We start from the raw sequence: 5,780 nt of genomic DNA, 5'->3' as shown, positions 1-5,780 counted from the left end.
TATCATTCTTATTTTCAATGACTGTATATTCCAAAACCCGTGCAATTTCGCTTACAATAAACGCCATTCGATTGACGATTAATTAAAGGGTCTCCTATGCAGTATGCCAAAATTTTAGGTACCGGCAGCTACCTGCCTGCCAACCGCGTCAGCAACGACGATTTGGCCGCCAGAGTCGACACCTCTGATGAATGGATTACCACGCGTACCGGCATCAAATTCCGCCATATTGCAGACGAGCAGGAAAAAACCAGCGACCTGGCCGCCGCCGCCGCGCGCCGCGCGCTGGACGACGCAGGGCTGTCTGCGGACGACATCGATTTGATTATCGTCGCCACCGCCACGCCCGATATGCAGTTTCCCTCCACCGCCACCATCGTCCAGCAGAAGCTCGGCATCGCCAACAACAGCCCCGCGTTTGACGTGCAGGCGGTATGCGCGGGCTTTATGTATGCCTTGAGCACCGCCCACGCCTACATCAAAAGCGGCATGAGCAAAAATGTGTTGGTCATCGGCGCGGAAACGTTCAGCCGCATCATCGACTGGAACGACCGCACCACCTGCGTACTCTTCGGCGACGGCGCGGGCGCGGTGGTCTTGGGCGCGTCCGACGAGCCGGGCATCATCCACAGCAAGCTGCACGCCGATGGCAATTATCTCGACCTGCTCAACGTACCCGCGCAAATTGCAGACGGCCAAATCTGCGGCAGCCCGTTTGTGAAAATGGACGGCCCGGGCGTGTTCAAATTCGCCGTCAAAATGCTCTCCAAAGTGGCCGACGACGTATTGACCGAAGCCGGCTATACTGCCGAACAGGTGGATTGGCTGATTCCGCATCAGGCCAACAAGCGCATTATCGATTCCACCGCCAAGCATCTGGGCCTGCCTCAGGAAAAAATCATCCTGACCGTGCAAGACCACGGCAACACCTCCGCCGCTTCCATTCCGCTGGCGCTGGATGCCGGTGTGAAATCAGGCAAAATCCAGCGCGGCCAAAACCTGCTTTTGGAAGGCATCGGCGGCGGCTTCGCTTGGGGTGCGGTGCTGATTAAATACTGATGCGCCGCTTGGCAACCTGCCCGGAAAAACCTATACCGTGAAGCTCCCCGCCTATATTCTGCTGCCCGCCGCCTATCTGGCCGCGCTGGCCTTGTGGCAGCCCAAACTGGCCGCCGCTTACGCGCTGATGGGCGCGGCCGGTTTTTGGCTTTACCGCCGCGACAAAGCCGCCGCCCGCAATCAGCAATGGCGTGTACCTGAAAAGACCCTGCTGCTGGTGGACTTTCTCGGCGGCTGGACCGGATCTTGGGCGGCGCGACACCGCCACCGGCACAAAACCGGCAAAACGTCTTTTATCTACCGCTATTGGCTGAGCGTTATCGGCAATCTCGCGTTCACCGGCCTGCTGTGGCTGGCGCACGGCGATGCAGACGGGCTGCTGCCCCTGCTCCTGTCGCGCATTTAACCCATTTACCCAAAAGGATGAACCCATGTCTTTTGCATTTTTCTTTCCCGGCCAAGGCTCGCAAAGCCTCGGCATGATGAACGGCTTTGAAGGCAGCGCCGTTGTTAAAGCCACTTTCGACGAAGCCTCCGCCGTACTCGGCCAAGATTTGTGGGCGATGATTAACGGCGACGATGCCGAATTAATCGGCCAAACCGTCAACACCCAGCCGATTATGCTGGCCGCAGGCGTGGCCACCTACCGCGCCTATCTCGAAGCGGGCGGCGCAGCCCCTGCCGCCGTCGCCGGCCACAGCTTGGGCGAATACACCGCGCTGGTAGCTGCCGGCGCATTGGACTTTGCCGATGCCGTCCGCTTGGTGCGCCTGCGTGCCGAACTGATGCAATCTGCCGTGCCGCAGGGCGTGGGCGCGATGGCCGCCATCTTGGGCTTGGAAGATCAGCAGATTAAAGACATCTGCGCGGCCGCTGCCCAAGGCGAAGTGGTCGAAGCCGTCAACTTCAACTCGCCCGGCCAAGTCGTGATTGCCGGACACGCCGCCGCCGTTGAGCGCGCTATGGCCGCCGCCAAAGAAGCCGGTGCCAAACGCGCCCTGCCGCTGCCCGTATCCGTGCCCTCGCATTGCAGCCTGATGAAGCCCGCCGCCGAAAAACTGGCCGAAGCGCTGCAAAGTGTTGAAATCAAGCAGCCGCAAATCCGCGTGGTGCACAATGCCGACGTAGCTGCCTACCACGACCCCGCCCAAATCAAAGACGCGCTCGTGCGCCAGCTTTACAGCCCCGTGCGCTGGACGGAAACCGTCAACGCCCTGGTTTCAGACGGCCTGACCGAGTCCGCCGAATGCGGCCCGGGCAAAGTGTTGGCCGGTTTGGCCAAACGCATCAACAAAGAAGCGGTATGCACCGCGCTGACCAATGCCGAGCAGGTTGCGGCTTTTGCCCAAGCGCATTAATCCGACCCGACCACCCGTTTTCAGACGGCCTGCCGCAAAAGCCGTCTGAAAACGCCACCAAAAGCAGAACGCACGATGAGCAAAACCATTATCCTTGCCATGCCCTACCTTTACGGTTTGGACAGGTTGATTGAAAAAAATCTGGCCTATGCCGGATTTTCCGTCATCAACCTCTGCTTTGACGACCGGGAAACCCGCTATCCCAACCTGATGACCCGCGCAGTCGCGTTTTACCATAAAAAATTCAAAAAAAGCCTCAACTACAAAAAGCGAATCAAATACCGCAGCTACGAAGCGGAAATCCAACGCCGCCTGGCCGCACTGGGCGGGCGCAAAGCCGACTACGCCCTGTGCTTCCGCGCCGACGCCTATCCCAAGCACATCATCGCCGACATCCGCCGCCACAGCGAATGGTGCGTCAACTACCAATGGGACGGTATGCACCGCTTCGGCGAAATCTTCGGCTACCTGCCCTATTTCGACCGCTTTTTCGTGTTCGACCAAAACGACGTCGACCGCTACCCCCAATATCCGCTGCGCTGCACCAGCAATTTCTATTTCGACTTCCCCAAAGAGCTGCCCGACCTGCCGCAGGGCGACAGCCTGTATTTTGTCGGCGGCATTATGGACAGCCGCACCTCGTCCATCCAGGCATTCGCCGAAGCCGCCGACCGCGCCGGCCTGCCCTTAGATTTCTACATCGCAGGCAAAAAACACAAATTCGCCGAATACTTCAACCACCCCGGCATCCACCACCTCAGCCGCGATCAGGAGTTTTCCTTCGGCGAAAACCTGCGTAAAGCCCTGAGCAGCCGCGCGCTGGTCGATTTCGTTATCAGCGAGCACGAAGGCCTTTCGTTCCGCGTATTCGACGCATTGAAGTTCGACAAAAAGCTGATTACTACCAATACTACCGTCAAAAAATATGACTTCTACCATCCCGACAATATCCATATCTGGAACGAAAACGAGCCGTTTGAAAAAGTCGTCGAATTTTTGAATAAACCCTTAGCCCCCATACCTGCAGAAATCAAAGTGCAATACAGTTTCAGCCATTGGTTGGACAACATGCTGGCCAAATAACTTTTTCGGAAATTCCACTACATGAGCGGTAATAAAATTTTATTGTGTATGCCGTCCTACAGCGGCATCGTTCAAACTTTTGAAAACAATTTGCGCCATCACGGTTTTGACGTAGCCACCATTGCAGCAGACGGCAGCCACTTCCAATACCCCTCTATTGCCGTACAAATAACCACTAAATTTCGCCAAATCGTTTTGCGCCAAAAAAACGCCAAAGAACACCTCAAATCAAAAATTCTCACCGACCGCTTGCAACAACTGCTCTCCGAGCAAACTTTCGATTACGCCCTGTTCATCCGTGCCGATATGTTCCCCCTCTCCATGCTGCAAACCATCAAACAGCAGAACATTCCCCTTATCGGCTATCAATGGGACGGCATGAATCGCTATCCTGACATTTGGTCATATCACCCGTTTTTTGATAAATTTTACGCATTTGATTCGAAAGATGTGCATCATGGCCCCGGCCTTAGCCCCTCCACCAATTTCTATTTCGACCACCTCAGCCGCCACACCGCTGCGCCGCAAACCGATTTATACTTTATCGGCGCACACCAACCCGAACGAGAACACAGCTTAAAATTATTTGTCCAATACGCCGAAGTACACGGATTTTCACTGGATTGCCATCTTTCCACACTCAATGAAAATATCCGCGCCTACCACGACTGCCCCGCCGTACAAACCAGCAAAACCGGCTTCGACTACGCCGAAAACCTGGCCCGCATCCAAAACGCCCGCGCCATCGTCGATTTCAAAACCCCCGCCCACAACGGCCTGTCGTTCCGCGCCTTTGAAGCCCTCGGCTACCGCAAAAAACTGATTACCACCAACGCCGAAATCAAAAAATACGATTTCTACCACCCCGACAACATCTTCGTTTGGGACGGTCAACACCTCGACGGCCTGGCCGAGTTTATGGCGCGCCCGCTGCACGAATTTCCCGCCGAACTGTACGCCAAATACAGCTTCGGCAACTGGATACGCTATATCCTTGATATTGCGCCGCACCAAAAAATCAGCCTGCCCGAATAGGCAACTCAGGCCGTCTGAAAAAACCATCTGAAAACAGCCAAACAAGAAAAACAGTGATAAAAGGGCAATCTTATGTCTTTCTTCAAAAAATGCCTGATTCGGCTCTGCGGACAAAAGCAGCCCCATCAACAATTTAACTTCAACAACGTCTCCAGCGTCCTCATCCGCCCGATGGGGCATTTGGTTGGTGATACCGTGGCACATACCGTTTACATCGGCCAGCTCAAAGCCGCCTACCCAAACTGCCGCCTCGGTATTCTGACCAATAAGCGCAGCCGTCCCATTTACCAATTTTGTCCGCAAATCGACGAATTAATCGACGATACCGACTTCTCCTGTTGGCAACAGCGCAAAAAATGGCAGCTTTACTTGGATTTCTACGAAACCTATAACAGCCGCCACATCTTTCGCACCGCCCTCCTTGCACCCGAAGCCACCATTATTTTTCATAAAACCGAAAAATCCTACTATCGCACGGATACTGTCCGGAACCATGATTTCCATTGTCCGCCCAAAACCGGGGCGCACATGTCCACTTGGTTGAGTACTTCCGTTTTATCCCAACACCGGCACTTACCGGCGCCCTGCGTCCGTCTTGAAACCAATCCAACCACACTAAAAGCCATACAATCTTTTTGGCCGTCTGAAACATACCGCATTCTGCTGGCACCACAAGGCAGCGTCTGTACTCGCCGGATTGCTCCCGCCGAATTAGCAGCCCTGCTCAACCAAATCCAACCCGAACTGCGCCCGAAAATTCAATTTTTACTGTGTCATACCCAAGGCAGCAACGATTATTTTGCCGAACTGACCGCACTATGCGACCCGGACTTGGTATTAAACCTTTCGGCAGAAACCAGCCTTACCCAATACCTGAATCTGACTGCCTCAGCCGACACCGTTATCAGCATAGACAGCGGCACCGTCCACTTGGCCTGCGCCTTCAGACGGCCTCTGCTTGCCTTTTATGCCGACCATTCCGAAAACTTTACTAAGTGGCAGCCACTCAATACCCCTGATGTTCCGACGCTCAGCCTGATTGCCCGAGCCCCCGACAGAAAAACCGCCAATTTCCCCATGAGCGAAGCTGCAGCATGGCTCAACCGGCATCTTCTACAAGTACTGTAAAATATAGTCATTAAAAGCCACCCGAAAACATCTTTTTTCGGACTAATGGACATTTGGGATGATAAAAATCGCTGAGAACCCCTAGCTATGGTACTTTCAGCGATTTTTTTACCAATG

At 54.6% G+C, this 5,780-nt stretch carries 6 protein-coding genes; all 6 read left to right on the top strand.

Annotated elements, in window-relative coordinates; all coding sequences use genetic code 11:
* The first annotated feature begins 96 nt into the window (after window positions 1–96).
* Complete coding sequence (locus tag BDE01S_RS07735) at window positions 97–1,059, top strand: beta-ketoacyl-ACP synthase III (RefSeq protein ID WP_066079728.1); 963 nt, start codon at window positions 97–99, stop codon at window positions 1,057–1,059.
* Between the two features lie 37 nt (window positions 1,060–1,096).
* Window positions 1,097–1,465 (top strand): DUF1294 domain-containing protein, encoded by a 369-nt coding sequence (locus BDE01S_RS07730; RefSeq protein WP_245934319.1) that lies wholly within the window; start codon window positions 1,097–1,099, stop codon window positions 1,463–1,465.
* A gap of 25 nt (window positions 1,466–1,490) precedes the next feature.
* Entirely contained in the window at window positions 1,491–2,417 is a 927-nt protein-coding gene (fabD, locus tag BDE01S_RS07725; RefSeq protein ID WP_066079725.1) for an ACP S-malonyltransferase, read from the top strand.
* Between the two features lie 75 nt (window positions 2,418–2,492).
* Complete coding sequence (locus BDE01S_RS07720) at window positions 2,493–3,500, top strand: WaaS/CpsH family glycosyltransferase (RefSeq protein WP_066079722.1); 1,008 nt, start codon at window positions 2,493–2,495, stop codon at window positions 3,498–3,500.
* Between the two features lie 21 nt (window positions 3,501–3,521).
* Window positions 3,522–4,535: a WaaS/CpsH family glycosyltransferase gene (locus BDE01S_RS07715; protein WP_066079719.1), complete on the top strand. Its 1,014-nt coding sequence runs from the start codon at window positions 3,522–3,524 to the stop codon at window positions 4,533–4,535.
* Window positions 4,536–4,607: 72 nt separating this feature from the next.
* Window positions 4,608–5,663 (top strand): glycosyltransferase family 9 protein, encoded by a 1,056-nt coding sequence (locus tag BDE01S_RS07710; RefSeq protein ID WP_066079717.1) that lies wholly within the window; start codon window positions 4,608–4,610, stop codon window positions 5,661–5,663.
* Window positions 5,664–5,780: the final 117 nt, after the last annotated feature.

Source organism: Bergeriella denitrificans NBRC 102155 (assembly GCF_001592185.1).
Taxonomy (GTDB): Bacteria; Pseudomonadota; Gammaproteobacteria; order Burkholderiales; family Neisseriaceae; genus Neisseria; species Neisseria denitrificans.
This window is presented reverse-complemented; position numbering and strand designations above follow the sequence as displayed.

Excerpts from the sequence above, each read along its gene's own strand:
- BDE01S_RS07710 (WP_066079717.1), top strand. The coding sequence starts at position 4,608 with ATGTCTTTCTTCAAAAAATGCCTGATTCGGCTCTGCGGACAAAAGCAG.
- fabD (WP_066079725.1), top strand. The coding sequence starts at position 1,491 with ATGTCTTTTGCATTTTTCTTTCCCGGCCAAGGCTCGCAAAGCCTCGGC.
- BDE01S_RS07735 (WP_066079728.1), top strand. The coding sequence starts at position 97 with ATGCAGTATGCCAAAATTTTAGGTACCGGCAGCTACCTGCCTGCCAAC.
- BDE01S_RS07715 (WP_066079719.1), top strand. The coding sequence starts at position 3,522 with ATGAGCGGTAATAAAATTTTATTGTGTATGCCGTCCTACAGCGGCATC.
- BDE01S_RS07720 (WP_066079722.1), top strand. The coding sequence starts at position 2,493 with ATGAGCAAAACCATTATCCTTGCCATGCCCTACCTTTACGGTTTGGAC.